The 25,159-nt window shown below is 72.6% G+C and carries 21 protein-coding genes and 2 tRNA genes; 16 read left to right on the plus strand and 7 right to left on the minus strand.

Translation table 11 applies throughout. From position 1 onward, the window contains the following. Positions 1 to 413 precede the first annotated feature (413 nt). Positions 414 to 1,289, minus strand: a complete 876-nt coding sequence (locus tag ACWGKQ_RS03950) for a bifunctional DNA primase/polymerase (protein WP_453290281.1) — start codon at positions 1,287 to 1,289, stop codon at positions 414 to 416. Positions 1,290 to 1,650: 361 nt separating this feature from the next. Here ACWGKQ_RS03950 and ACWGKQ_RS03955 point away from each other — a divergent pair, with 361 nt between their 5' ends. From ACWGKQ_RS03955 to ACWGKQ_RS03990, 8 genes are all read left to right on the plus strand, one after another. Continuing rightward, positions 1,651 to 1,968: a hypothetical protein gene (locus ACWGKQ_RS03955; protein ID WP_362559575.1), complete on the plus strand. Its 318-nt coding sequence runs from the start codon at positions 1,651 to 1,653 to the stop codon at positions 1,966 to 1,968. A gap of 153 nt (positions 1,969 to 2,121) precedes the next feature. Then, positions 2,122 to 3,303 (plus strand): acyl-CoA dehydrogenase family protein, encoded by a 1,182-nt coding sequence (locus tag ACWGKQ_RS03960; protein ID WP_453290282.1) that lies wholly within the window; start codon positions 2,122 to 2,124, stop codon positions 3,301 to 3,303. After that, positions 3,287 to 4,267, plus strand: coding sequence for a bifunctional MaoC family dehydratase N-terminal/OB-fold nucleic acid binding domain-containing protein (locus ACWGKQ_RS03965; protein ID WP_453290283.1), 981 nt, complete (start codon positions 3,287 to 3,289; stop codon positions 4,265 to 4,267). Before ACWGKQ_RS03960 ends, ACWGKQ_RS03965 begins: the two co-directional genes overlap by 17 nt. Before the next feature lies 1 nt (position 4,268). Then, complete coding sequence (locus ACWGKQ_RS03970) at positions 4,269 to 5,294, plus strand: acyl-CoA dehydrogenase family protein (protein WP_453290284.1); 1,026 nt, start codon at positions 4,269 to 4,271, stop codon at positions 5,292 to 5,294. Then, a complete protein-coding gene (locus tag ACWGKQ_RS03975; RefSeq protein ID WP_453290285.1) occupies positions 5,284 to 5,745 on the plus strand; it encodes a MaoC family dehydratase in 462 nt (153 codons plus the stop codon). The genes ACWGKQ_RS03970 and ACWGKQ_RS03975 overlap by 11 nt, the downstream gene beginning before the upstream one ends. Beyond that, positions 5,742 to 6,908 carry a lipid-transfer protein gene (locus ACWGKQ_RS03980; protein ID WP_453290286.1) on the plus strand — a complete coding sequence of 389 codons (1,167 nt, stop codon included), beginning with the start codon at positions 5,742 to 5,744 and terminating at the stop codon, positions 6,906 to 6,908. The genes ACWGKQ_RS03975 and ACWGKQ_RS03980 overlap by 4 nt, the downstream gene beginning before the upstream one ends. A gap of 218 nt (positions 6,909 to 7,126) precedes the next feature. Then, a complete protein-coding gene (locus tag ACWGKQ_RS03985) occupies positions 7,127 to 7,696 on the plus strand; it encodes a SigE family RNA polymerase sigma factor (RefSeq protein ID WP_453290287.1) in 570 nt (189 codons plus the stop codon). Between the two features lie 163 nt (positions 7,697 to 7,859). Further along, the gene (locus tag ACWGKQ_RS03990; protein WP_453290516.1) at positions 7,860 to 9,503 is read left to right on the plus strand and encodes a long-chain fatty acid--CoA ligase; all 1,644 of its coding nucleotides are present in this window, start codon (positions 7,860 to 7,862) and stop codon (positions 9,501 to 9,503) included. A gap of 100 nt (positions 9,504 to 9,603) precedes the next feature. Here ACWGKQ_RS03990 and ACWGKQ_RS03995 read toward each other — a convergent pair whose 3' ends face one another. After that, a complete protein-coding gene (locus ACWGKQ_RS03995) occupies positions 9,604 to 13,737 on the minus strand; it encodes a PAS domain-containing protein (protein ID WP_453290288.1) in 4,134 nt (1,377 codons plus the stop codon). Between the two features lie 255 nt (positions 13,738 to 13,992). After that, positions 13,993 to 14,451, minus strand: coding sequence for an SSI family serine proteinase inhibitor (locus ACWGKQ_RS04000; RefSeq protein ID WP_453290289.1), 459 nt, complete (start codon positions 14,449 to 14,451; stop codon positions 13,993 to 13,995). A gap of 205 nt (positions 14,452 to 14,656) precedes the next feature. Between ACWGKQ_RS04000 and ACWGKQ_RS04005 the strand changes: the two genes are divergently transcribed. The 4 genes from ACWGKQ_RS04005 to ACWGKQ_RS04020 all read left to right on the plus strand — a co-directional run bounded on the left by ACWGKQ_RS04005 (position 14,657) and on the right by ACWGKQ_RS04020 (position 18,646). Next, a tRNA-Ser gene (locus ACWGKQ_RS04005) sits at positions 14,657 to 14,747 on the plus strand. Positions 14,748 to 14,947: 200 nt separating this feature from the next. Then, positions 14,948 to 16,933 carry a hypothetical protein gene (locus tag ACWGKQ_RS04010; protein WP_453290290.1) on the plus strand — a complete coding sequence of 662 codons (1,986 nt, stop codon included), beginning with the start codon at positions 14,948 to 14,950 and terminating at the stop codon, positions 16,931 to 16,933. Next, positions 16,930 to 18,438 carry an ABC transporter substrate-binding protein gene (locus ACWGKQ_RS04015; protein ID WP_453290291.1) on the plus strand — a complete coding sequence of 503 codons (1,509 nt, stop codon included), beginning with the start codon at positions 16,930 to 16,932 and terminating at the stop codon, positions 18,436 to 18,438. The genes ACWGKQ_RS04010 and ACWGKQ_RS04015 overlap by 4 nt, the downstream gene beginning before the upstream one ends. 135 nt (positions 18,439 to 18,573) lie before the next feature. Then, a tRNA-Arg gene (locus tag ACWGKQ_RS04020) sits at positions 18,574 to 18,646 on the plus strand. Between the two features lie 182 nt (positions 18,647 to 18,828). Here the strand turns inward: ACWGKQ_RS04020 and ACWGKQ_RS04025 are convergent. Further along, a complete protein-coding gene (locus ACWGKQ_RS04025; RefSeq protein WP_453290292.1) occupies positions 18,829 to 19,851 on the minus strand; it encodes an ArsR/SmtB family transcription factor in 1,023 nt (340 codons plus the stop codon). Positions 19,852 to 19,896: 45 nt separating this feature from the next. Between ACWGKQ_RS04025 and ACWGKQ_RS04030 the strand changes: the two genes are divergently transcribed. Continuing rightward, entirely contained in the window at positions 19,897 to 21,153 is a 1,257-nt protein-coding gene (locus tag ACWGKQ_RS04030; protein WP_453290293.1) for an MFS transporter, read from the plus strand. Here the strand turns inward: ACWGKQ_RS04030 and ACWGKQ_RS04035 are convergent. After that, on the minus strand, positions 21,145 to 21,789 hold the full coding sequence (locus ACWGKQ_RS04035; protein WP_453290294.1) for a methyltransferase domain-containing protein: 645 nt from the start codon (positions 21,787 to 21,789) through the stop codon (positions 21,145 to 21,147). The two genes, ACWGKQ_RS04030 and ACWGKQ_RS04035, sit on opposite strands and share 9 nt — an antisense overlap. A gap of 30 nt (positions 21,790 to 21,819) precedes the next feature. Then, on the minus strand, positions 21,820 to 22,488 hold the full coding sequence (locus ACWGKQ_RS04040) for a class I SAM-dependent DNA methyltransferase (RefSeq protein ID WP_453290295.1): 669 nt from the start codon (positions 22,486 to 22,488) through the stop codon (positions 21,820 to 21,822). Between the two features lie 76 nt (positions 22,489 to 22,564). On the opposite strand from ACWGKQ_RS04040, the gene ACWGKQ_RS04045 reads away from it, so the two are divergent. Then, the gene (locus ACWGKQ_RS04045; RefSeq protein ID WP_453290296.1) at positions 22,565 to 23,119 is read left to right on the plus strand and encodes a YcxB family protein; all 555 of its coding nucleotides are present in this window, start codon (positions 22,565 to 22,567) and stop codon (positions 23,117 to 23,119) included. Positions 23,120 to 23,149: 30 nt separating this feature from the next. On the opposite strand, the gene ACWGKQ_RS04050 is transcribed toward ACWGKQ_RS04045, so the two are convergent. Next, complete coding sequence (locus ACWGKQ_RS04050; protein WP_453290297.1) at positions 23,150 to 23,641, minus strand: MarR family winged helix-turn-helix transcriptional regulator; 492 nt, start codon at positions 23,639 to 23,641, stop codon at positions 23,150 to 23,152. Between the two features lie 135 nt (positions 23,642 to 23,776). Here ACWGKQ_RS04050 and ACWGKQ_RS04055 point away from each other — a divergent pair, with 135 nt between their 5' ends. Both ACWGKQ_RS04055 and ACWGKQ_RS04060 read left to right on the plus strand, forming a co-directional pair. Beyond that, positions 23,777 to 24,145 carry an HGxxPAAW family protein gene (locus ACWGKQ_RS04055; protein ID WP_453290298.1) on the plus strand — a complete coding sequence of 123 codons (369 nt, stop codon included), beginning with the start codon at positions 23,777 to 23,779 and terminating at the stop codon, positions 24,143 to 24,145. Between the two features lie 91 nt (positions 24,146 to 24,236). Next, positions 24,237 to 25,121, plus strand: a complete 885-nt coding sequence (locus ACWGKQ_RS04060; RefSeq protein WP_453290299.1) for a DUF2797 domain-containing protein — start codon at positions 24,237 to 24,239, stop codon at positions 25,119 to 25,121. The last annotated feature ends 38 nt before the right edge of the window (positions 25,122 to 25,159 follow it).

The raw sequence follows: 25,159 nt of genomic DNA on the forward strand, positions 1-25,159 counted from the left end.
CGGCTGTCACCGTGGCGGCCGCGACGGCGACGGTGGTGGCGGCGGCGGTGGCGGCGGTGGCGGCGGCGCCCACCAGCGCCCGCCGGGAAATCTTCGCCTGATCCATACCGCCAGCATGGCGAGCGGACCCCGCCCGGATCAGCTCCCGAAAGTCTGCGCCCGCCCATCTTTCGTAGCTGTCTCGACATCCCGAAGTCGCACCGGGAGCGGGACCGGACGGGCCGAGGTGCGGGGGTCCCCGGCCGCGACCAACAAACCTTTGATGGCACGCTCGTTGAGCGTCCGGTGCGGATATCCCTCCAGCAGCCCGCCGTACGTCGACTGGGCGGCAGGTCGGGCGGTCGGGGGCCGGCGGTGTTCGATTTTCAGGAGCGGCCGTGTGCGAGCTCTCAGGGGCGGGCGTCGGGGTTGTCTCAGGGCCGGTGGCCGGTCATCCGGGCCGCCGAGGCGATCGTCGCGCGGGCCTCGTGTTCCGTCAGGCCGGTGTGGACCGCCGCGTCGATCAGCGGGGCCCGCAGGGCGCGGCCGATGCCGTTCTCGTAGGCGCGGCAGGCCGCCCAGAAGAGGCGGGTGTTGCGCTGGCCCTCGTGGGCGGAGAGGACGAACTGGACCAGGCCCTGGCCCCGGTTTCCGACCGAGGGGTGGGTCGAGGGGTGGGGTGGGCGCGGGGGCGGGAGCAGGAGGCGCAGGAGGGACGGGGGGCAGGGGGCGGGGACCAGGTGCTCGGTGCCGGGGGCGGTGGCGTAGACGCCGTGGTCGGTGCGGGAGCCGGGGCCGACCAGGTAGCCGCCGGCCCCGCGGATGTCGATGCCGGGGGCGAGCCGGCCGGCCGAGTTGGGGACGACGGCGTCCGGCGGCCCGGTCAGCCAGAGGTGGCGGCCGCCGCTCGGGGTGAGGACGACGACGGTCGGCGGGATGGTGAACAGGTGCCGCAGGGCTAGTTCGCGCAGGGCGGCCGTGGCGTCCGTACCGGACTTCACGTCGAGGTCGACGCCGATGAGGCGGTACGGGGGCAGCCCGCAGGCGATGCCGTAGCCGGTCGCCCAGGGCGCCGCGGCGAACAGTTCGCGGATGCGGGCCGGATCGGTGGTGGCGTCGTACACCCCGTGGCCGGGGCGGCCGCACTCGCCGTGGCAGGGCGGCGGCGCGGGGTCCGGGTCGTGGTGGTGGGGGGAGCGCAGGGCGGGGAGTTTCGTCCGGGACAGGGGGATGACGGCCAGGCCGCGCTCGGCGGCTGACAGGGCGTGTGCGAGGGCCAGCGTCGTGGCCTGCCGGTCGGTGGTGGCCATGCATCCATGTTCGTACGTACGTTCGAAAAAGGGAAGAGGGCCTCGGTGTGACACGCCGAGAGCGGTGAGGTGGTCGCGAGGTGGGGCCGGAACGATTTTTCCCTTGCCGCGCTTGATGGCAGTTGATGTCCGGAGTCGTCACGAGTGGGGCTGGAGTCGACCAAAAATGGCGAAAGGGGTTTATCGACTTGTCATCACGCTTGAGGGCGAATAGCGGCTTCCGGGGTGGTTCGCCGGGGATTCGGTGGGCAACTCTGGTCTCGCGACGTCGATGAAAACCACCGAAGCGGTCGGCCAACTGCTCCGGAAAAAGCCTTACTTGACGTACTTCCGGCACAGCCGGGCTCTGAGAGGAAACAACATGGCAAGCATCCGTACCGCCCGCGTTCTCGCCGCCGTCTCCGCCCTCCCGCTCGCCGCCGCCCTCTTCGCCGGTGTCGCGGCCGCGGACAACGGCGCGATCGCGGACAACGGATCGAGCGCCAACGCCGGCGTCGCGGGCATCATCGGCAGCGGGGTCGGCCACGACAACAACGGCAACTCCTCCACCACCCAGCAGAACGCGGTGGGCAACGGTGCCTCGAACCAGAGCAACACCGCTCAGGTCAAGGGCTCCGCGTGGACCGCGATCCAGCAGGGCAACGACAACGTCGCCGTCCACTTCACCCAGCTGTGGTAAGCCCCGGTTGAACCCTGGTGGGGGTGTGGTCTGTGGGGATGGGCAGTGCGTCCGCGCGGCGGTGCTTCGGCACCGCCGCGCAGGCGTTTTCCGGTCCGCGCACAGTCCGTTCGACCTTGACAGCGAGCGGTATCTGACGGACAGTCAGAAACCATGCATCTGGCTCCCACCGAACGCCAGCAGCGGCTGCGTGCCGAACTCCGCGCCTACTTCCGGTCCTTGATCCCGTCCCCCGCCCCCGAGGACCCCGCCGAACGCCGTGCCCTGCTGCGCCGCATCGGCGCGGACGGCCTGCTGGGACTCGGCTGGCCCGTTGAGTACGGAGGTCAGGGCCGGGGCGCCGACGAGCAGTTCGTGTTCTTCGACGAGGCGTACCGGGCCGGCGCCCCCGTCTCGATGGTCACCCTGAACACGGTCGGGCCGACACTGATGAAGTACGGCAGCGAGGAGCAGAAGGCCCGCTTCCTGCCCGGCATCCTCCGCGGCGACCTCGTCTTCGCCATCGGCTACAGCGAACCCTCCGCCGGTACCGACCTGGCCTCGCTGCGCACCCGGGCGGTACGGGACGGCGACGGCTGGCGGATCGACGGGCAGAAGATCTTCACCTCGGGCGCCCAGCACGCCGACTGGATCTGGCTGGCCTGCCGCACCGACCCCGAGGCACCGAAGCACCGCGGCATCTCGATCCTGCTGGTCCCCACCGACGCGCCCGGGTTCTCCTGGACGCCGATCGAGACGGTGGGCGGCCAGGTCACGACGGCGACGTACTACGACGGCGTCCGCGTCCCCGCCGGGAACCTGGTCGGCACCGAGCACGACGGCTGGTCGCTCATCACCAACCAGCTCAACCACGAGCGGGTCGCCCTCGCCGCGACCGGCATGCAGGCCGAGGACTTCTACGCGGCCGCGCTCACCGCCGCCCGCACCCCCGATCCGGTGACGGGTCGACGCCGTGTTGACGAGCCGTGGATTCGTTTCCGGCTGGCCGAAGCGCATGCCCGGCTGGCGGCGAACCGCCTGCTCAGCTGGCGTCTGGTGGGGGACGCGGGGGCGGGCCGGGTGGCCCCCGCGGAGGCCAGCGGGGTGAAGTTCGCGGGAACGGAATCGGCAGTCGCGACGTATCGCATGTGTCAGGAGATCGTCGGCGAGACGGCATTGGTCCGGTCCGGTTCGCCGGGGGCGTTCGAGGACGGCGAGCTGGAGCGGCTCAACAGAGCGGCGCAGATCAACACGTTCGGGGGCGGGGTGAGCGAGGTGCAGCGGGAGATCGTCGCGACGATGCGGCTCGGGATGCGGAGGACGGGGAGGGGTGGCGACCGTGGCAGGGGCGAGTGACGCATCCGGGGACCGGTCGCCGACGGACGGTCTCGGAGTACGGCTCAGGGCGTACGAGGGGCAGCCGGCGGCCCGCGCGGGCATCGCCAAGGACCCGGTCAACCTGCCCATGATCCGGCACTGGTGCGAGGCGATGGGCGACACCTCCGCGGCGTACGAGGGACCGGACGCCGTCGCCCCGCCCACCATGCTCCAGGCCTGGACGATGGGCGGCCTCTCCGGGCACACGTCCCGCACCGGCGCGTACGACGAGATGCTCACCCTCCTCGACGAGGCGGGCTGCACGTCGATCGTCGCCACCGACTGCGAGCAGGAGTACCTGAGGCCCCTGCGGCCGGGCGACGAGGTCGCCTTCGACACGGTGATCGAGTCGGTCTCCGACCGGAAGACCACCAAGCTGGGCACGGGCTACTTCGTCACGACCCGTACGGACGTCCGCGTCGGGGACGACCTCGTCGGCACCCACCGTTTCCGTGTCCTCAAGTACGCGCCGAGCGGCCGCAGGCGCAAGCCGCCGCCGCGCCCCCGCCCGGTGGTCAACCGGGACAACGCCGGCTTCTGGGAGGGCGTGGCCGAGGAGCGCCTCCTCATCCAGCGGTGCGCGGACTGCGGCACCCTGCGCCACCCCTGGCTGCCGGGCTGCAACGCCTGCGGCTCCCTCGACTGGGACACGGTCGAGTCCTGCGGCGAGGGCACGGTCTGGTCGTACGTCGTGATGCACCACCCGCCCTTCCCGGCCTTCGCCCCTCCGTACGCCGTCGGCCTGATCGAACTCGCCGAAGGCGTGCGGATGGTGAGCAGCGTGGTGGGGGTGCCGTACGACAAGGTGCGGATCGGGCTGCCGGTACGGGTGGAGTTCCGCCGGTACGAGGACGAGGCGGGGGCGTTGACCCTGCCCGTCTTCCGGGCCGCCGACGCGCTCGGAGCCCCCGGTGTCGCCGGTGCTCCCGGCGGGGAGGCCTGACATGGACTTCACGCCAACCGAGGCCCAGGCCGAGGCCCGTGACCTGGCCGCCAGGATCTTCGCCGACCTCGCCACCCCTGAGCGGCTGCGGGCGGCCGGCACCGGCAGCGACCCGGAGCTGTGGAAGGCGCTGTGCGCGGCCGGACTGGTGGCCGCGGTGGCGGAGCTGGGCCTGCTGGGACTGGTGCTCCTCCTGGAGGAACAGGGGCGTACCACGGCCCAGGTGCCGTATGCGGCGAGCTGCGTGTACGGGCAGCTGGCGATCGCCGCGCACGGCACGGACGACCAGCGGGCGCGGCTGCTGCCGGGCATCGGGGACGGGTCGGTGGTGGTGACCGGTGCGCTTCCGGCCCAGGCAGCGGTACGACCCACCGCGCGTCCCGCGCTGAGCGGCACCGTCCCCGTCGTCCCGTGGCTGCGGGACGCCACGCATGTCCTGGTCGCCGACACCGGCCGGCGGCTGTGGCTGGTGCCGCTCGGCGAGGGCACCGGCACCGAGGAGGTCGAGCTGACCGCACCCTGGTCCGCGGGACGCCTCACGCTCGACGAGGCACCCGCCGAGATCCTGGGCGGCGAGGACGCCTGCGCCGACGTCCTGGCCACCGCCCGCACCGCCTTCGCCGGCCTCCAGGCGGGCGTCTGCGCCGGCTCGCTCGCCCGGGCCGTGGCGCACACCAACACCCGCGAGCAGTTCGGGCGCCCGCTCGCCACCCGGCAGGGCGTCCAGCTCCGCGCCGCCGACGCCCACATGGACACCGAGGCGATCCGGGTGACGGCGTACGAGGCGGCCTGGCGGCGGGACGCCGGACTGCCGTACGCCACGCACGCGCTGACCGCGGCCTGGTGGGCGTCCGAGGCCGGGCAGCGGGTGGTGCACACGGGCCAGCACCTCCACGGCGGCGCGGGTGCCGACGTCGACCACCCGGTGCACCGGCACTTCCTGTGGGGACGGCAACTGGACGCGTATCTGGGCAGCGGGGGCGAAGTGCTCCAGGAACTGGGGGAGTTGATCGCGAATGGCGACTGAGACGACACGCCTGGCCGCGGGCACGGCGCTGCCGCCGCTGGAGATCCCGGTCACGCGGACGCTGATCGTGGCCGGGGCGATCGCGTCCCGGGACTACCAGGACGTGCACCACGACGCCGAACTGGCCCGGCAGAAGGGCTCCCCGGACATCTTCATGAACATCCTGACGACGAACGGCCTGGTCGGCCGGTACATCACCGACCACTTCGGCCCGGCGGCCGTGCTTCGCAAGGTCGCCATCCGGCTGGGGGCGCCCAACTACCCGGGCGACACGATGGTGCTGTCCGGCCGGATCGAGGAACTGGACGTCGAGACGGGTACGGGGGCGGCGACGGCGACGGTCCGGGTGGTCGGCGCCAACAGCATCGGCAACCACGTGACCGGCACGGTGACCGTCGCCTTCCCCGAAGCCACGGCGACCGTCACCCTCACCGACGAGGAGGCCTCATGAGCGTGCGGGGCCGGGACTCGCTCGGCGGGCGGGCGGCGATCGTCGGCATCGGGGCCACCGAGTTCTCCAAGGACTCGGGGCGCAGCGAGCTGCGGCTGGCGGCGGAGGCGGTGCGGGCCGCGCTGGACGACGCGGGGCTGACCCCGGCCGACGTGGACGGGATGGTCACGTTCACGATGGACACCAGCCCGGAGATCACCGTGGCCCAGGCCTGCGGGATCGGCGAGCTGTCCTTCTTCTCCCGCGTCCACTACGGCGGCGGCGCGGCCTGCGCGACCGTCCAGCAGGCGGCGCTCGCCGTGGCGGCCGGGATCGCCGAGGTGGTGGTCTGCTACCGCGCCTTCAACGAGAGATCGGGCCGCCGCTTCGGCTCGGGCGTGCAGCACCGGGAGCCGTCCGCGGAGGGGGTGGCACTCGGCTGGGCACTGCCGTTCGGGCTGCTCACCCCGGCGTCCTGGGTGGCGATGGCGGCCCAGCGCTACCTGCACACGTACGGGCTGACCCCGGAGGCGTTCGGGCATGTGGCGGTGGTGGACCGGAAGTACGCGGCGACCAACCCGGCCGCCTACTTCCACGGCCGCCCCATCACCCTCGCGGACCACGCGGCCTCCCGCTGGATCGTCGAGCCGCTGCGTCTCCTGGACTGCTGCCAGGAGACGGACGGCGGACAGGCCCTCGTCGTCACCTCGGTGGAGCGGGCGCGCGCTCTGCCGCACCCGCCGGCCGTGATCGCGGCGGCCGCACAGGGCGCCGGCCGGGCCCAGGAGCAGATGACCAGCTTCTACCGGGACGACCTGACCGGGCTGCCGGAGATGGGCGTGGTGGCCCGGCAGCTGTGGCGCACCAGCGGACTGGCCCCGGCCGACATCGACGTGGGGATCCTGTACGACCACTTCACCCCGTTCGTGCTGATGCAGCTGGAGGAGTTCGGGTTCTGCGGGCGGGGGGAGGCGGCGGACTTCGTGGCCGAGGAGCGGCTACCGCTGAACACGCACGGGGGACAGCTCGGGGAGGCGTACCTGCACGGGATGAACGGGGTGGCGGAGGGGGTGCGCCAGCTGCGCGGCACGGCTGCGAACCCGATACCGAGGGCGAACCGGGTCCTGGTGACGGCCGGCACCGGCGTACCGACGTCCGGGCTGGTCCTGACCTCGGACGAGTGAGGTCTCCCGACCGCGGACAGGTGCGGTCTCCCGACCTCGGACGGGTGAGGCCGCGGCACCTGTCGTACTCCTCCCTCAGGGGTAAACCCGCAGGAGTATTGCACCCGTACTCCACCTTCAGGAGGTGTAGGCAGCCCCACCCCTACAACCTGAGGGGGACTTTGCTTCGGGACCTGCGGCCGATCCGCCGCGACACCGCTCGCTCATAGCGTGGAGCCATGACCACACCCGTCTGCACCAGCGCGTCGGACGCCGCTGTCTCGGCGAGGCAGACCCGCCCGTACGCCCATCCCTACCCGTCGTTCGCGTCGTACGTCAGGGCCCGCCAGCCGGTCCTGCTGCGCACCGCCCGTTCGCTGACCGCGAACCCGAGTGATGCCGAGGACCTGCTCCAGACCGCGCTCGCCAAGACGTACGTGGCCTGGGAGCGGATCGAGGACCACCGGGCGCTCGACGGCTATGTGCGCCGGGCCCTGCTGAACACGCGGACCTCGCAGTGGCGCAAGCGCCGGGTCGACGAGTTCGTCTGCGACGAGCTGCCCGAGCCCGAGCCGGCGGCCGGCGAGGACGACTCGGCCGAACGGCAGGCGCTGCGCGACGCGATGTGGCGGGCGATCATGAAACTGCCCGCGCGGCAGCGGGCGATGGTCGTGCTGCGGTACTACGAGGACCTGAGCGAGGTGCAGACGGCCGAGGTGCTCGGGGTGTCGGTGGGCACGGTGAAGTCGGCCGTGTCGCGTGCGCTCGGCAAGCTGCGCGAGGACCCCGAGCTGGTCCTCGCCCGATAGCGGCCGGAGCAGCCGGAGCTGCCGGAGCAGCCGGACCGGGGCAGGACGGGCTTTGTTGGCTTTCTCCTAGTGACATACCGCCTGGTATGTGAGCAGAATCAGCGCAGCCCCTTTACCACCGAGTAGGCAATGTCGCCCCCGGGAGGACGCCGTGCTGAGCACCATGCAGGACGTACCGCTGCTGATCTCAAGGATCCTGACCCACGGGTCGAGGGTTCACGGCGCATCACAGGTGACCACCTGGACCGGCGAGGACGAGCCGCACCGCCGCAGCTTCGCCGAGATCGGTGACCGGGCCGCCCGGCTGGCGCACGCCCTGCGGGACGACCTCGGGGTCAGGGGCGACGACCGCGTGGCCACCCTGATGTGGAACAACGCGGAACACACCGAGGCGTACTTCGCGATTCCCTCCATGGGCGCGGTCCTGCACACCCTCAACCTCCGCCTGCCTGCCGACCAGCTGGTCTGGATCGTCAACCACGCGGCCGACAAGGTCGTCCTCGTCAACGGCTCGCTGATCCCGATGATCGCGCCGCTGCTGGCCAAGCTGCCGACCGTCGAGCACATCGTGGTCTCCGGCCCGGGGGACCGTTCCCTCCTCGACGGCGCGACCGCGACCGTGCACGAGTACGAGGAACTCCTCGCCGGCAAGCCGACCGCCTACGACTGGCCGGAGCTCGACGAACGCCAGGCCGCCGCCATGTGCTACACCTCCGGCACCACCGGCGACCCCAAGGGCGTGGTCTACAGCCACCGTTCGATCTACCTGCACTCCATGCAGGTCAACATGGCCCAGTCGATGGGCCTGACCGACCAGGACACCTCGCTGGTCGTCGTACCGCAGTTCCACGTCAACGCCTGGGGCCTGCCGCACGCCACCTTCATGACCGGCGTCAACCTGCTGATGCCGGACCGCTTCCTGCAGCCCGGCCCGCTCGCCGAGATGATCGAGCGCGAGCGCCCCACGCACGCGGCCGCGGTCCCCACCATCTGGCAGGGCCTGCTCGGCGAGCTCACCGCCCGCCCCCGGGACGTCTCCTCGCTCACCCAGGTCACCATCGGCGGCGCCGCCTGCCCGCCCTCCCTCATGACGGCCTTCGACAAGCTGGGCATGCGGGTCTGCCACGCCTGGGGCATGACCGAGACCTCTCCGCTCGGCACCATCGCCCGCCCGCCGGCCCATGTGGTGGGCACGGAGGAGGAGTTCGCGTACCGCCTCACGCAGGGCCGCTTCCCCGCGTCCGTAGAGGCCCGGCTGAGCGGTCCCGCCGGGGAACGCCTCCCCTGGGACGGCGAGTCGGCGGGCGAGCTGGAGGTGCGCGGCCCCTGGATCGCGGGCGCCTACTACAACGGCCCCGACGCCGAACCGCTGCGCCCCGCCGACAAGTTCAGCGAGGACGGCTGGCTGAAGACCGGCGACGTCGGCACCATCTCCGCCGACGGCTTCCTCACCCTCACCGACCGCGCGAAGGACGTCATCAAGTCCGGCGGCGAGTGGATCTCCTCGGTCGAGCTGGAGAACGCGCTGATGTCCCACCCGGACGTCGCCGAGGCCGCGGTCGTGGCCGTCCCCGACGAGAAGTGGGGCGAGCGCCCGCTGGCGACGGTCGTCCTGCGGGAGGGCTCCACGGCCACCTTCGAGACCCTGCGCATCTTCCTCGCCGAGGAGGGCAAGATCGCCAGGTGGCAGCTCCCCGAGCGTTGGACGGTCATCGAGTCGGTGCCGAAGACCAGCGTGGGCAAGTTCGACAAGAAGGTACTCAGGAGGCGGTACGCCGACGGGGAACTGGACGTCACCAGCCTCTGAGCGCCCCGCACTGGAGCGCCCCGCAGGGGCGCGGGGAACTGCGCGACCAGCCACGAACAACCCGCGGCCGAAGGTCGGCAGTTCCCCAACGGCGCTCGATTCAGTTCGTCCCGATGCGGGCCAGCAAGTCCACGATCCGGCTCTGCACCTCGGAACTCGTCGACCGCTCCGCCAGGAACAGCACCGTCTCCCCCGACGCCAGCCGAGGCAGGTCCGCCTGGTCGACGGCCGCCGTGTAGACGACCAGCGGCGTCCGGTTCAGCTGCCCGTTCGCCCGCAGCCAGTCGATGATCCCGGCCTGCCGGCGGTGCACCTGCATCAGGTCCATCACCACCAGGTTCGGCCGCAGCTGCCCGGCCAGCGTCACCGCGTCCGCGTCGCTCGCCGCCCGCGCCACCTGCATACCGCGCCGCTCCAGCGTCGAGGTCAGCGCCAGCGCGATCTCCGCGTGCTCCTCGATCAGCAGCACCCGCGGCGGATGCTGCTCGCTGTCCCGGGGCGCGAGCGCCTTCAGGAGCACGGCGGGATCGGCGCCGTACGCCGCCTCGCGCGTCGCCTGTCCCAGCCCGGCCGTCACCATCACCGGCACCTCGGCCGCCACCGCCGCCTGCCGCAGCGACTGCAACGCGGTCCGGGTGATCGGCCCGGTCAGCGGGTCCACGAACAGCGCCGCCGGGAACGCGGCGATCTGCGCGTCGACCTCCTCACGGGAGTGCACGATCACCGGCCGGTAGCCGCGGTCGCTCAGCTCCTGCTGGGTGGTGACGTCCGGTGCGGGCCACACCAGCAGCCGGCGCGGGTTGTCCAGCGGCTCCGGGGGCAGTTCGTCGTCCATCGGCTGCGGGCGCGGCGGGTCCGCGACCTCGACCGCCCCGCCCGGACCGTCCAGCGGCTCCGGGCCCTCGGCGGCGTTCACGTCCGGGGCGCCTATCGCGTACGACCGTCCGGCGCCGTCGGTGGCGCCCACCAGCCGGGACTGCCCGGCCAGCGACGGCTGCGGCAGCGGCTGGGCGGCGGCCGGCTTGGCGGCGACCGGCTGCTCGGCCGGCGGATGCGGCCGGGCCGACTGCTCGGGCTGCGGCTGCGGCTGCTCGGCACGGGTGCCCGGGTCCGGGGGCGTGCCCAGCTTGCGGCGCCGGCCGTTGCCGCCCGGCTGGTGCGGGGGCGGGGTCGCCGTCGGCTGCTGCACCTGCGCGGCCTGCCGCGAGAACGGCACCCCCTGCCCCAGCGTCCGCACACTGAACGCCCGACCCTGCGTGGAGTCCGGGTCGACGGGTGCCGGTGCCGGGGCGGGGGCGGGTGCGGGGGCCGGTGCCGCCGCGGCTGCGGTCGCCTCGGCGGGCAACGGCTGTGCGGCACGCGCCGGTTGAGCGGCGGCGGGGGCGTCGCCGCCGCCCGGCCACTGCTGCGGTACGGCGGCCGCCTGCGCGGCCTCCGCCGGAAGCGGCTGGGCGGGAGCCGGGGCGGCTTCGGCGGCGGCCGGGGCAGGCTGCCCGGGAACCACCGGAGCGGCACCCTGCGCCTGCGGCGGCGCCTGCGCCGGTACGGCAGCGCCCGGCAGCGCCTGCGCGGCCGGAAGCGCCGGCCGGCCCTGGCCCTGGCCCGCAGGCCCGCCCTGCACCGGGACGCCCTGCGGCTGCCCGGCCTGGACGGGAATGCCCTGCGGCTGCACCGGCTGCGGCTGTCCGGGAGCGGCCGCCTGCGCGGGCACCGTCGGCACCGCCGGCCCGGCCGGGGCGTTCGGGGCTGCCGGGGCGTCCTGGGTGTGCTCCGCCGCCGGCTGGCCCACGGCCCGTCGGCGGCGGCCGGTCGGCGCGTTGGTGGGGTGCGGCTGCGGCGGGGTGTGGTCCTCGGCCTGGTCGTGCGCCACGGCGTCGTGCCGGCCCTCGTCGCCCGCCGCCTCGATCGAACCGACCGCCTCGAAGGCTTCGGCCGGCTCGGGGGCGCGGTCGGCCTCGGCCGGCGGCAGCGCGAAGACCGGGCGGGGACCCGCCTGCTGCTGCTCGGCCCGCTCGGCCGCGGCGGCCAGCGCACGGCGCCGGCGTCCGCCGGACCGGCCCTCTTCGGCGGCCGGCTCGGACGGGGCCGAGGGCAGCGCCGGCGGCAGCGCCTGCCGCTCGTCGGGCTCACGCCGGGCGCGCCGCCCCGACGCAGGTACCGGCACGCCCTGCGGCGGAACGGTGCCGCCCAGGCCCGTACCCACGGCGGCCGCCCCGGCGCCCTGCTCGGCCGCCGTCATCACGGCACCCTCGGCGACCCCCGGGTCACCGTCGCCCGGGCGCCCGCGCCGCCGACCGGTACCGCCGGACGCCGACTCCGCGCTCTCCAGCGCGGCGGGCCCGCTCTCCAGAGCCTCCGCGTCGGCGGCCCGCCGGCGCCGCCGCCCGGTCGGCGCGGTCGGTACCTCGCCCTCGCCGCCCGGCTCGCCGGGAACATCGCTCTCCAGGAAGGCGTCCACGGAGGACCGCCGGGCCCGCCGCCGGCCACCGGTCTCGACACCGGCCTCGCCGACGGCCTCGGCGGCGGCCGGGATCGTGGCCACCTCGGTTCCGGCCGGCATGGGCACCGCTCCGGCACCGCCCCCGATCGGCACCTCCAGCACGAACGCGCTGCCGCTCATCCCCGGCACCTCATGGGTCTGCAGCACTCCGCCGTGGGCCCGCACGATCCCGCGCACGATCGGCTCGTGCACCGGGTCTCCCCCGGCGTACGGCCCGCGCACCTCGATACGGACGACCTCGCCGCGCTGGGCCGCCGCGACCACCACCGTGTTGTCCATGTAGCCGCCCGCGGAGACGGGCGCGTTGCCGGTCGCGTCGACACCGGCCACGTCCGCGATGAGATGCGCGAGCGCGACGGCGAGCCGCTGCGGGTCCACCTCGGCCTCGATGGGCGGCGCGTGCACGGCGAACTGCACCCGCCCGGGGCCGATCAGCTCCACCGCGCCCTCCACACCGGCGGAGACGACGGCGTCGAGCATCACCTTCGTACGGGTGATGTCCTCGGTCCCGGCGTCCAGCGCCTGGTAGCCGAGCACGTTGTCGATGAGCTGGGTGATGCGCGAGTAACCGGCCGAGAGATGGTGAAGCACCTGGTTGGCCTCGGGCCACAGCTGCCCGGCGTCGTCGGCGGCGAGCGCGGCCAGTTCCCGGCGCAGCTCGTCGAGGGGGCCGCGCAGCGACTGCGCGAGCAGCGTCAGCAGCTGCTCGTGGCGTCCGGAGAGGGCCTCGTACCGGTCCTTCTCGCGCTCGCCGAGGGCCGCGTACCGGTCCTCGCCGGCCGCCAGCTCCTCGGCATGCCGTTCGAGCAGCTCCTCCACCTCGGTGACGTGCTTCTGGCGCAGCGCGGTCAGGTCGGAGGCGTGCTCCTCGGAGAGCTTCTCCAGCTCGTCGGCGTGCGCCTTCTCCTGGGCCGTCTTCTCGTCGACGACGGTGTCGTACGGCCGCCGGTCGGTGAAGGTCATCACGGCGCCGACCAGCTGGTCGCCGTCGCGCACCGGCGCGGTCGTCAGGTCGACCGGCACCTTCTTGTCGCCCTTGGCCCACAGCACCTGCCCGCGCACCCGGTGCTTGCGTCCGGAGCGCAGGGTGTCGGCGAGCGGCGACTCGGCGTACGGGAAGGGGGAGCCGTCGGCGCGCGAGTGCAGCACGAGGTCGTGCAGCTCCTTGCCGCCCAGCTCACCGGCCCGGTATCCCAGTATCTGGGCGGCGGCCGGGTTGACGAGCACGATCCGCCCGTCGGTGTCCGTCCCCACGACACCCTCGCTCGCCGCCCGAAGGATCATCTCGGTCTGCCGCTGCGAGCGGGCCAGCTCGGCCTCGGTGTCCACGGTGCCGGTCAGGTCGCGGACGACGAGCATCAGCAGCTCGTCGGCGCTGTAGCCGTAACCGTCGTACGCCTGCTGGCCGTTCTCCAGGTTGGCGCTGGTGACCTCGACCGGGAACTCGGTCCCGTCGGTGCGCCGCGCGACCATCCGCGTCGGCTTCGTCCGGCCACGGGGATCCATGTGGTCGGGCCGCCGCATGGACCCCGGGATCAGCCGGGAGTCGAACTGCGGGAGCAGATCGAGCAGCCCGCGTCCCACCAGCGCGGTGCCCGGCGCCTCGAAGGCCTCCAGGGCGATGGTGTTCGCGTTGACGACGGTGCCGTTGGCGTTGACCAGCACCAACGCATCCGGCAGCGCGTCCAGTATGGCTGCGAGGCGAGCAGCGCCTCGGGATGGCCTGCTGCTCACGAGACGCTTCCTCCCTGTTACCGCACCTTGCCGACCGCTCGGGCCATCTTGCCAACCGGCCCGCGACGTGTCACGCGAGGGAGTCTAAAGGCACCCGTTGCGCTCGCGACGCCGGATGAGAGGGAGGTCGCACGACGAAGTGACGGCGAACATGTGACCGACACGCCTCACCTCCGTCATCCCTTCGCGGGACTTTCACGGCAGCGGGGCCGCGCCCGTGAACCGACTGCGCCGCTCGATTGCCGCTCGTACGGCTCATGGGCCCAGGTCGGGCAGTAGCGGCACCATCCGGTTCCAGCGCCCGATCTCGCAGCCGTTGCTGCGGTCGTACACGGCGTCGACCGGGCGGCCGGCCCAGGCCCCGGTGACATGGGCGGTGGCCGGGCCGCCGTAGAGCATGGTGCAGGCGGTGCCTGGGGCGACCGGGGCGAAGGTGTCCCGGCCCCAGCGGGTGTTCCGGTCCAGCGCCTGGCAGGCCCCGCCCACGTCCGGGTGACTGCCGGCGCCGGGGTGACAGGACAGCTCGTACGTCCCGTCCCGCCCGTCCCCGGCGTGCCGGACGGTGACGGTGAGGTGGTCGGCCGTCACGGCGGCGGCGGAGGCGGGCAGGGCGGAGGCAGAGGCGGAGGCGGGCAGGGCGGAGGCAAAGGCAGAGGCGGGCAGGGCGGCGGCGGACCCCAGGACGGCGGCGACGGCCCCGAGGGCGCCCCGCACGGCGGAACGCGGCCTGATCCGAGACGAGACGTGAGACATGCCCTGCCCAACGCGCGGCCCGTCCGGACGTTGCGGCGCCCCGCCGACGGGAAGGGCTTTGCCCTGCGGCCCGGCTGCCTAGTACCGTGGGAGCCGATTGGTGACAGCGCGCTCGACTGTGTCATCATCTGCACGCACCACTCGCGCTCACGCGAGCGGCTGTGCTGGAGGCGTCGCCTAGTCCGGTCTATGGCGCCGCACTGCTAATGCGGTTTGGGCCTTAAAGCCCATCGAGGGTTCAAATCCCTCCGCCTCCGCTCTCCGTCTCAGGGAGTCCATGCCTCATGGCATGGGCTCCCTGAGACGTTTTCACGGCGTTACCCGATCTGTGTGTGGTCCGTGAGGGAAACGGGGAAAACGCTTGTCATACAAGGCGATTGATGCACTCTGGGTCATCACGCAGATCTGAGTCATCACGTGGATACGTCACGTAGGCGCATGCCAGGGGGAGTGTGCCATGCCGGAGTGGCCTGGGCGGTCGGCCAGAGACCAGGCGATACGCCGTTACGTCGATGAGCACGTGGACCGCACGCCCGGGCCGGACCTGACCACCCCGCCCGCTCTGCTGCTGCTCGGGCCGCACGGCAGCGGGAAGAGCTCCCTGCTGGGGTATCTCGAACACTGGGCGCAGCGGCATCCCCTGGCCTCGGTCGACCTGGCCGCCGCCACCTCCGAGGGCCAGAGCAAGTCGTTCTTCGACGCGCTGACCGAGGTGGTCTTCAGGCTCCAGGAGGTCAAGGACGACTACCCCCCGCTGGTGTTCCCCTCCTTCAGCGTGCTGCTCATGGCCGTCGTCACCGGCGTCAGCACGCAGTCCCGGGAGCGGGCCGTGCAGGAGATGCGCGCGGCCTTCCAGCCCGACGGGCAGGACGGGCAGCAGGAGTACGCCTACGAGAAGCTCCAGCCGCTGATCCAGGGGGTCGCGACGGCGGTCGGCGGGGTGCCGGCCTGGGTCACCCAGGTCATCCCGGTCATCCGCGGCGGCCAGCGCATCCGCGCCGCGGTGGAGATCCGCCGCAGGGTCTCGCACGCCGCCCGCGACGCGGGCCACCACCACGCGCCCATGGACTTCCTGGTGCGGGTCAACCGGCTCTTCAACGGCCCGTCCGTGCAGCGGGACGAGGCGGAGGCGCTGCTGATGCGGGCCTTCCTGGCCGATCTGCGCGCCGTCTACACGGGCAGGCGCGGCCGAAGACGCCGTAACGCGAACTGCCTGCTGCTCCTCGACAACGCCGACCACGAGGCCGGGAACCGGCTGCTGAGGCTGCTGCTGGAGTCCCGTACCGCCCGGGAGCACGCCGACCCGCTGCTCGTCGTGGCCGCCGCCCGCACCCGGCCGGAGGTGCTGGCCCGGCGGGAGGAGGGCACCCTCTCCGCCGTGCTGGACTACCGCACCGGGAGCTGGCCGGACGAGACGGCCTTCGCGCCGGTCCGGGTACGGGGCCTGTCCGTCGGCTGGTTACGCGACCTGAACCGCGAAGAGGTACTGCACCACGCGGCCGAGGTGCTCAAGGCGCTGCCCGAGCGGGCGGCACAGCCCGAGGCCCGCGACCCGGCGGAGTGGCTGGGATGGGTGGTGTACGGGGCCACCCGGGGCCAGCCCGCCGCGACCGGCGTGGTGCTGCGGGCGCTGGGCCGGTTCCCCGCCGACACGGACTGGGAGAGCCGGGTCCGCCAGTGTCTGGCCCTGCCGCGGGCGGTGTCCGGCCTCGACCCCGAGCCGACCGCCGCGGAACAGATCCTCGACCGGCTGCTGCCCCACCTGGAGACCGCGCTGTGGCGGGCGCTGCCGAGCACCGCCGCCGCCCTGACACCCGACCAGGCGGAGGCCGCGCCGGGACTGCTCCCGAGCCTGTCGGCGCGCAACTGGTACGAGGCGGTCGCCACGGACGTGGCCCAGCCGGTCGTGCGCTTCCTGCTGCTGCGCCTGCTCGACGCGGCACCCGGGGACCGCGGGGCGGGCCCGTGGGAGAACGCCTGCCGGATCCTGCGGGCCGCGGCCGGTGACGAGCGGACGCGGGCCTACTACGACCTGGCGTGCGAGGACGTCACCGGGGCGGTCGAGTACCTGCGGCGGCGGTTCGGCGAGGTGCCGGCCGCCCAGTGGTGCGCGGACCTGTCCTGGCTCCAGCGCGCCCCCGCCCGCTGGTGGGGCGGCCTGCCCGAACCGGCCCGGGCGCGGTACGAGCGGCTGGTGGGCGGCGCGGTGGGCGACGAGGCCCGCCAGGTGATCACCCGGCTGCTGGTGGCGGGCTGGATCACCGCGCATCCGCGTACCGACCCGTGCGCGGAGCTGTACGAGGACCCGTTCGGCGACCCCTACGCCGAGCTGTACGGCGACATCGCCGAGGACTTCAGGGCGCTGCGCAGGCTCGCCCGGGACGCGAACGACCTGTTCGTCTTCCGCGAGCGGGCCGAACAGTACGAGAGGAAACCCTGGTGAGCCCCAACGACCCGGACATCCGGCAACCGCCCCGGCCACCGCGTCGCAAGTGGCCCTGGGTGGCCGGCGTGCTGGTGCTCGTGCTGGCCGGCGTGTTCGCGTTCCGCAAGGTCACGCACGAGATGGACGAGTGCGGGCCGGGAGTGCGGAAGACCGGCCCGCAGCACGAGTGCATCGGGGTGAGCGACGGCTCGTACGCCTTCCGCAGTTCCCTGAAGCCCGTCATGGACAAGATCAGGGACGAGAACCGGCGGGTCGAGAACTCCCACCGCAAGTGGGTCAGCGTCGCCTACGTCGAACCGCTCTCGTCCGACCCGGCCGACGAGTCGGCCAAGTACCAGGTCATCGAGGAGCTGAAGGGCGCCTACCTGGCCCAGCGGCAGCTGAACGACAACCAGCTCGGCGGAGTCGGCGACCTCCCCCAGATCCGGCTGCTCGTGGCCAACATCGGGGAACGGTCGCAGCAGTGGAAGCCGCTGACCGACCAGCTGATCGCCATGGCCCACGGGGGCAGCGACCGGCTGGTGGCGGTCGCGGGCTTCGGCACCAGCCGGGGCGGGACGCTGAAGGCCGTGGACGCGCTGCGCGCGGCGAAGGTGCCGATGATGGGCTCGACGGTGACGGCCGACGGCCTGAGCTCGGCGAGCACGGTGGGCTTCTTCCGGGTCTCCGCGCCCAACGCCGACCAGGCGAGCGCGGCGGCGGCCTACCTGGCCGGCCGGCAGAAGGCGCAGCACGGCTACAAGGTGCTGGTCATCCGGGACCGCAACGAGGACGACATCTACAACACCTCCCTCTACCAGGACTTCATGTCGGCGTCCCGGACCAAGGGGCTCGCCCTCATGGACGGCGAGGTGCAGTACGCCTCCGGGATCGACGGCATCAGCAACGCCTTCTCGGCGGTCGCCCAGCAGGTCTGCTACAAGAAACCCGACGCGATCTTCTTCGCGGGCCGCGGGGCCAACCTCCGCGGCTTCGTCATCGCCATGTCGGCGGCCGGCCGCCGCTGCCCCGTGACGGTACTGACCGGGGACGACGCGGTGGGCGTGTACTACGACGCCGGCACCGCCGACGCGACGGTGAAGCAGTTCCAACGGGACTGGGCGACCAGCCGGGTGACGGCGTTCTACACCGCCCTCGGCCATCCCGAACTGGCCAACAGGCTCTACAAGAAGGCCGACAACCCTCTCCCCGCCTTCCTCGACCTCTACCACCGCACGTTCGGCGGCGCCGGCGAGGACGACCTCCAGGACGGCCAGGCGATCCTCGGCCACGACGCCGTCTGGACCCTGGGCGTCGCCGTCCACCTGGCGGCCGGCGACGACGGCTCCGCCCCCGTGAACGCCGAGAGCACCCTGAGCCAGCTCGTGACCGGAGTGACGGCATCCGGCGTCACCGGCCCCATCCAGCTCGACTCCGACGGCAACCCGCGCAACAAGCCGATGGCCCTCGTCCGCCTGGAACCGGAGGGCCGCTACGCCTTCCAGCAGGTGATCAAGCCATAGCCCCGAAACACCGTTTCCGCAGGTCACAAGGGGTGGACCTAACGGATTTCACATGGCGGCGGCAGTCATGTAATGTTCTTCCTGTCGCCACGAACGGCCCCGAATGGCCAGGACGGCGACAGAAAAACAGAACAAGCACTCGTAGCTTAACGGATAGAGCATCTGACTACGGATCAGAAGGTTGCAGGTTCGAATCCTGCCGAGTGCACACAGGTGAGGGCCCCGGAGAGATCCGGGGCTTCTTGCGTTTCAGGGGCGTACGGGAGCGAAGTACAGCAACGGGCCCAGGGCGGGTCCCGTTGCATCACCGCCACGATCGCGGCAGCCGTGGCCGCCGTGTGAGGCAACGCCGGCGCAAGGCGATGCGGGCCGTGCCGTGGGATCGTGGGGTCAGATGGGGGTCACGGGTAGTTGTCCGTCGACCAACGCGTGGCCCAGGGCGGTGCGCAGGGATGTGGTCTCGCGGCCGGTTCGTCTGCTGACCACGAGGCCGGCTGCCCGCAGGAGCGCCAGGTGCTGCGACACCGCGCCGGGAGTGATGCCCAGCTGATCGGCGAGTTCGCCCACCGTCGCAGGATGTTCGAGTGCCCGGAGCAGGCGGGCGCGGTTACGCCCCAGCACCGCCTGGAGCGCGGTGCCCGATGGTGTGCGGGTGTGCTGCCACAGTGAGCCGAAGCCCCGGGCCGGGTAGCAGAGTGCGATCCGGTGCGGGGTGTATCTCAGGTAGACGTCGGGCCACACGAACGCGGAGGGCACGAACACCAGGTCGCGGTCGTTCGCGGGCCGGGCGGTCGCCCGCGCCGGATCACCGATCACGATCGAGCCGGCGACCCACCGGACCGAGTCATGGAGCCGGGGCACCACGTAGGGGACGCCGAACTCCACCAGCTGCGCCGCGCGCCATTCGATGTCGCCTTCCAGTACGCCCGCGAGCCGCGGCCATATCGGCGTGATCAGAGCGTCGTGACAGGCGGCAAGCCGTTCACCGAGTCTCCGGCAGGTGTCCTCGGGCCGGTCCGCGGCCGCACGTACGGCCGCGGGGAGTTCGTCGTCACCGAAGGCCGACTCGAAGGCCGCGCGCACCCGCACCGCGGGAGTGGCGATCACGGCGTCGATCTCGGTGGCGATGGACACCGAACGCAGGCCCGGCGTGACCACCAGGAATTCCGGGACTTCGGCTCCTGAGGTCAGTAACCACAGGAGGAGACGGAACCATCGATCGTCCCGCAGATGCGTGAGCCGGCCGTCGGCCCAGGCGGCCCATCGCCCGTACACGGCCTGGCGCCGGGAACGGGCGAGAACGCGGAGGCCGGACACCGTCTCCCACAGCGGCGACACCGAGAACCGCGTTCCCTCGGCGACCTGGCCGGTGAGAGCGACCGCCTGCTGCTGCGTGCCCGACTGTTTAGCCACAGCTGAAATGTAGGGAGCACCGAGGCTCTTCGCGACCATGCGCGTATGGGGAACACCGCTGTACGACCGTCGGCTTGGCGGAACCTGCAGGGCATCGCACTGGGCGCGTCCAGCGCGGAGGGGCTGCTGCTCACCGCCCTGCCGGTGATGGCCGTGGCCGTCACCACCGACCCCAGGGGCGTCTCGCTGGTGACGGCCGCGAGCCAGGCGCCGTGGCTGATCCTTCCCCTGGCCGTGGGTGTGGTCATCGACCACGTCCGCAAGCCGCCGTTGCTCGGTGTCGCGTTGGGCATGCAGACGGCCGGATACCTGAGCCTCGCGGTGGCCGTCCTCACAGGCACGGCATCGCTGCCGGCGCTGATGGCGGTGGCATTCGTGGTCGTCGTGGGCCAGGTGGTCGGCGAAGGCACCCGCGCAGCCCTGGTGCCGTGGGCGGTGGGGCCGGCCGGCCTGGACGCCGCGAACGCCCGGCTGCTGTTCATCGACGTGGGTGTCGTCCGCTTTCTGATCCCGCCGTTGGCCGGCTTCCTCGTGGTCTGGCGCCCGGACTCCGTCGGCTGGGCGGCCTGTGCCGTCTCAGCGGTGACAATGCTGCTGACGAAGCGGCTGCGAGCCCCCGCTGCCCGGCCCGCAGCCCCGCGCCTGCGCCCGGTCCACGAGGTGCAGTTGGGCCTGCGCCATCTCGTCGGCAGCCGACTGCTCCGGTCGATCACGATCGAGGTGCTGGCCGCGTCGTTCGCCTGGTTCATGGGATACGCGACGCTCGCGCTCTACGTCGAGCAGGTCCTCCGTCTCGACCGCTGGTGGTACGGCGTACTGCTGGCCTGCATGGCCGCGGGCTTCGCCGCCGCGGCCCCGTTCTCCGCCCGCCTCGTCGCCCGGCTCGGCTGTCCCACGGCGATGCGCGCCGCGATCGTCGGCGAGGTCACCTGCAAGCTGCTGCTCGCCGTCATCCCGCCCCACTGGGCCGCAACGGGAACCGTGCTGGCGGTTCACGCGTTCGCGACATTCGTCTGGAACGTCGGTTCCCAGTCGAGCAGGCAACGGTTCACACCACCGGAACTGCTGGGGCGGGTGCTGACAAGCCATCGGGCCCTGTCGTGGGGCGTCGCGCCGCTTGGTGCCGCAGCCGGCGGCATCGTCGCGGCAGCATGGGGCCTCGGCACCGTGTGGGCCGTCGCGGCCGCCGCCCAGGCCGTAGGTGTCGTACTGGTGTGGCGCAACCTCTCCGTCCGCGCATTCGATGAGGCCCGCCTCAGCCTCCTGAGCGGGGACGACCGGGCCGGAGCGGTGTCAGGTTGACTGGAGCTTGTCGTACCCCACGAAGGTGAAGACGCGGGTGCCGAGTCGGAGGGGCTTGGGCTGATCGGTGAAGCGGTGTACGCCCACCGCCTGGAGTTCGTCCGGGGCGGTGAGCCACTCGGATGTGAAGCCGTGCTCGGTGAACCAGTCGCAGATCAGGGGGACACGGTCCGGTGGCTTGCGGTTCCTCGTCCAGATGACGCGGCCCCCGGTCCTGCACAGCTGCGGGCACGCGCTGACGGTGCGCTCGATGTCCGGGTCCGCGATGTTGCCGAACACCCCGCAGATCAGCACCACGTCGGCCGGTGCCATCCCGGCGTAGTGATCGAGCAACGCGGCGTCCGCGGCCACGGCTTCGATCCCCTGCAGCCCGGCCGACCTGGCCGTCTCGGCCGCCGATTCGACGTTCCGCGGGTCGAGTTCCACCAGCCGTGCGCGTACGTCCTGGCCGCGTGGATGAGTACGCAGCACTTCCAGCAGGTCGCGTCCCTGGCCCGCGCAGAGGCTCAGCACGTGCAGCGGGCCGGGCGGGCAGTCGTCCAGCGCCGCACGGATGCGCTTCTGCACGGTGACGAGTCGGCGGGCGAGGGGTGAGGCGGGGGCGTCGTAGCGGTCCTGCCACTTGTGCCAGTCCATGCGCGGCTCCTGACTGCCGAGGTCCGAAGGTCAGTCGGGGCGCCGGGCCATGACGACCAGGCCCGGTCCGCTGTACTCCTCCGGGGGGAGCCGGAGTTCGGCGACCGGATCCAGGCCGGCCTGCTCGATCAGGTTCACGAATTGTTCCGGCCGCCATTTGTGTGTCGTCCAGCGAACGGGCACGCCCCCGTACGCCTCGGTGCGCACCGCGTCCTCGTCCCCGACGTGTGTCGCGGTGATGAAGTGGCCGCCTGGCTTCAACGCGCGCGCGAACAGGGCGAACACCTGGGGAAGGACGTCACGGGGGAGGTTGAAGAGGGACCACCAGCCGAGCACGCCGCCGAGGGACGCCTCGCCGAGGTCGAGGTCGGTGGCGGAGGCGACGCTGAAGCGGCAGTGCGGATGACGACGGCGCGCGTTCTCGATCATGCGCGGAGACAGATCCACCCCGGACACGTCGAGTCCGCGTTCGGCGAGGTAGGCGGTCACCGTACCGGGGCCGCAGCCGACGTCGAGGACGGGCCCGGACTCGCCCACGGTGTCGGCGAAGGCGTCGATCGATGCCTTGAGCCATGGGTGGCGACGGATGTCGCCGATACCCGTCGTCGTCACCATGTGGGCGTAGTTGTCGGCCACCCGGTCGTAGGACTCACGGACCACGTCGAGATCGGCCGGGCGGTCAATGTGGTGTGCGCGCATCGGCCAACGATAGGACCCGGCGCGATGGCCGTCAGGACGATTCAGAGACAGCCGCCCATCGTTAGGATCTCTGCTCGTGGACACGTCAATGGGTGGGGATTCCTTGCGGCAGGGTGCGGATGACGGCACGGCCGTCGAGTTCGGGTACCGGCTGACGGCCGCGGACTTCGAAGAGGCCCTCCGGGCGCGGGCGCGTCGGTCGCCGGCGGCCCGGGCGCAGATGCTCATGGCGCCGCTCGCCGCGGCTGTCGCCGTGGTCGCCGTCTCGGTCTTCACCGACACCACGCCGACCGTCGCGATCATCACGCTGGTGCTCTGCGTGGCGGTCACCACTTGGGGTGCGGTACGCGGGCTGCGCAGGATGGCCCGCAGGATGGCCGGCTTCATGGAGAGCTACGGGCAGACCCGCCTGGTCGCCGACGAACACGGCGCGGCCATCACCGGTGAGCAGGTCTCCAGCACCGTCGCGTGGACGGTGTACCGGGAGTACCTGGAGACACCCGGGCTCTTCGTGCTGCTCGGCGGCGATCGGGCGGTCGGATTCGCCGTACTGCCCAAGAGAGGGGCGCGGGACGAGGCGGACGTGGAGCGGCTCCGGGGGATCCTGGACCGGAACCTGAAGCGGCTCTAGGCGGGCAACGGCTTCGTGCCGCGCCCGAGTTCAGCAGGGTTCCGCCGAGTCGTCCCTGTTGAGCCGCTCCAGGTACTCGTGTGCCAGGGCCGTGGCCCGGGTGAACCAGTCGGTGAGGGTGGCGAGTTCGTCGGGGGTGTAGTCGGCGAACAGGTCGCTGAGGCGTGCGTAGTGGCCGGCGTAGACCGCCTCGACGCGGGTCACCGCTTCCGGGACGGCCGCCACGCGGACCCGGCGGCGGTCGTCGGGGTCGGGGCGGCGGGTGACGTATCCCGCGCGTTCCAGGCGGTTGAGGATGCCCGTCACCGCGCCCGTCGTCACATGGGCGCGGCCGGCCAGGTCGCCTGCGGTGAGCAGGTCGTCGCCCGCCTCCAGGACGAAGGCGAAGCAGGTGAGGTCCGTGACGCTCAGCCCGAGCCGCCGGGCCAGCTCCTGCTGGCCGATCACATGGGCCGCGATGAGGTGGTCCATCGCGGACAGCGCCCGGGCCGCGTCCGCGGCCGGTCGCGGCTTGCCGTGCATGTGGATTCCGTTTCCCTGGGGAATTCCCTTAGCGCGTGAGAGGTATGGGGAGTAAATTTCTTACCCGGTGAGGGATTCTAGTCGCCCTCGCGTCGGACTGTGTGTTTCCGCTGCCCATGAGAGGGAGACGGGTACGTGAGTCAGCACGACGAAGGCCACACGGTGGCAGGGTGGACCGGTACCGCGATCGCGACCGTCGGAAGCGGTCTGCTGGGGCTGGGTGTGTGTACGGTCTCGGCCGCCGCCCTGGTCGCGGGGCTCGCGGTGTGTGCCGTGAGCGTCCTGGTCACCTGGTATCTGCATCTGGCGGGCTGGGGCAAGCCGCCGGGGCCGCGGCCCCGGGCACAGTGGCCCCTCCGGGTGCGGGACACCGGCGCCCGCGAGGGCCACCCCGGATGCGTCTCGTGCCGGCTGGCGGGCCGGGGGCGGCGTACCGCGTCCCAGCTCCAGCCGGTGTCCGCCGCCGGTGAGGCGGAGACGGTGACCGCGGAGGCGGGTGGCTGAGGCCGTCCTGCCCCGCCCCGCCCCGTCCTGCCCCGCCCCGTCCTGTCCCGTCCCGTCCCGTTGTCAGTGCCTGCCCCTACCCTCGCAAGTGATGGCACACGTATGGAAATGCTCGGGGCTGCGGTGGTCGGACGACGGGCCCGTGCTGGTGTGGAGCGGCGGGCGGCGCAGTCCGCTCGCCCGGGGGAAGCGTGTGGCCTTCGCGATCGCGGAAGGGCGCGCGGGCAAGGGGGTGCGGGAGTGTGTGGGGGCGCGGGGGCATGCCTGCCCGACCCGGACATCCGTGTCCGGCAGGAGTACCGGTGCCCGATGCGAGGAGTGTGCGCGGCTGGACCGGGCGCACTCCGTGGCCGCCGACACCCTCGCCGACGATCCCCGGCCGTACCACGTGTACCTGGCGTGGTTCGGGCCCGGCATGGTCAAGGTGGGGATCACGGCCGTCGAGCGGGGGCCGGCCCGGCTGCTGGAGCAGGGCGCCGTGTGCTTCAGCTGGCTCGGTGCCGGGCCGCTGATGGCCGCCCGGCGGGCCGAGGAGCTGCTGCGGGCCGCGCTCCGGGTGCCGGACCGGATCCCGTACGGGGACAAGCGCGCCGTACGCGCCCTGCTGCCGGCGACCCGGGCCGAACGGGCGGCCGAGATCGAAGAACTGCACGCGCTTTCTGTCGCGCTCGGCGGCTGGCCCGAGTCCCTCGTCCCCGAGCCCTGCCAAGTGGTCGACCATTTAGGGGTGTTCGGGCTGGACGGGGTTCCCGCCGCCGTCGGCGAGGTGACCGAGCTGGTGCCGGGCGGTGTGGTGAGCGGTGAGCTGGTCGCGGCGGCCGGGCCGGATCTGCATCTCGCCGCCCGGCGCGGTGTCGTCGTCCTCGACACGCGCTTGCTGCCCGGCTGGGAGCTGACCGCCGCCCGTACCGAGGAGGAAGGGCAAGTCAGCGTGCCGGTAAGGGAGTTCGCGGCACCCCAGGACGGGCTCTTCTGAACCCCGCGGAGCCGCACCGCGCGGGACCCGCTCCGCCT

The organism is Streptomyces sp. NPDC054770 (assembly GCF_053611985.1).